The sequence below is a fragment of the Lysinibacillus sp. CNPSo 3705 genome (assembly GCF_028674935.1).
Taxonomy (GTDB): domain Bacteria; phylum Bacillota; class Bacilli; order Bacillales_A; family Planococcaceae; genus Lysinibacillus.
In genome coordinates this window covers 1-625 of the sequence record NZ_JAQZSD010000182.1, presented here as the reverse complement: position 1 = coordinate 625, position 625 = coordinate 1, and the positions used below count along the sequence as shown (strand labels likewise).

At 36.5% G+C, this 625-nt stretch carries 1 protein-coding gene and 1 pseudogene; both read left to right on the top strand.

From position 1 onward, the window contains the following. A partial coding sequence (locus PVA17_RS24915) for a hypothetical protein (RefSeq protein ID WP_274069366.1) occupies nucleotides 1–197 on the top strand: 197 nt, incomplete at its 5' end. After that, nucleotides 190–625 (top strand): annotated as a pseudogene (locus PVA17_RS24910) (transposase); the annotation flags it as partial. The gene PVA17_RS24915 and the pseudogene PVA17_RS24910, both read left to right, overlap by 8 nt.

The window sequence follows — 625 nt, the reverse complement described above, 5'->3', positions numbered from 1 at the left end:
CTCGCTTTCCCGCAGGAGTCGAGCGATGCTTCTCCAAACAACGCAATGTATCATACTATTATTTTAGTCACGCTTTCCTTTATAATAAAAGAATTAATGTGCAGGTGGAGCCCCCGATGATTTCAAATCAAGAAACCCTTCATTTAAGTCCATATATGGCGATCTACGATATTGTTGTGCCAAAAAATAACGCCTAAAGAATTTTTACAAGAGAAATCAAAAAACGCTCGAAAAGCTGTCTACAAAATTGACGAATCGATGAAAGACAAATTCCCCGTAAAAACCACTTCTAACGAAGTAAAGGATGAATTAACTTACTGTCAGGAAGTTATTTCAGTCATTGAAAAGGAACCACAAATTGCACAAATGCCATCTGTCAAAGAAAAGTTGAATGTTTTAAAAGAAGTCGTAGAGGATTACCAAGAACATCTAAATTACTCTTCTGATGCGGATGCGGAAAAGGGTATAAGACGTCGGAATCTTCTTTCTTCGGGTATAAGACACATATCGCGTTGAGTGATGAACGAATTATTACAGCAGCTGTCATTACAACAGGTGAAAAAAGCGATGGAAAATATCTTCAAGAGTTAATTGAAAAAAGCACAAAAGCAGGTATGAAAATTAA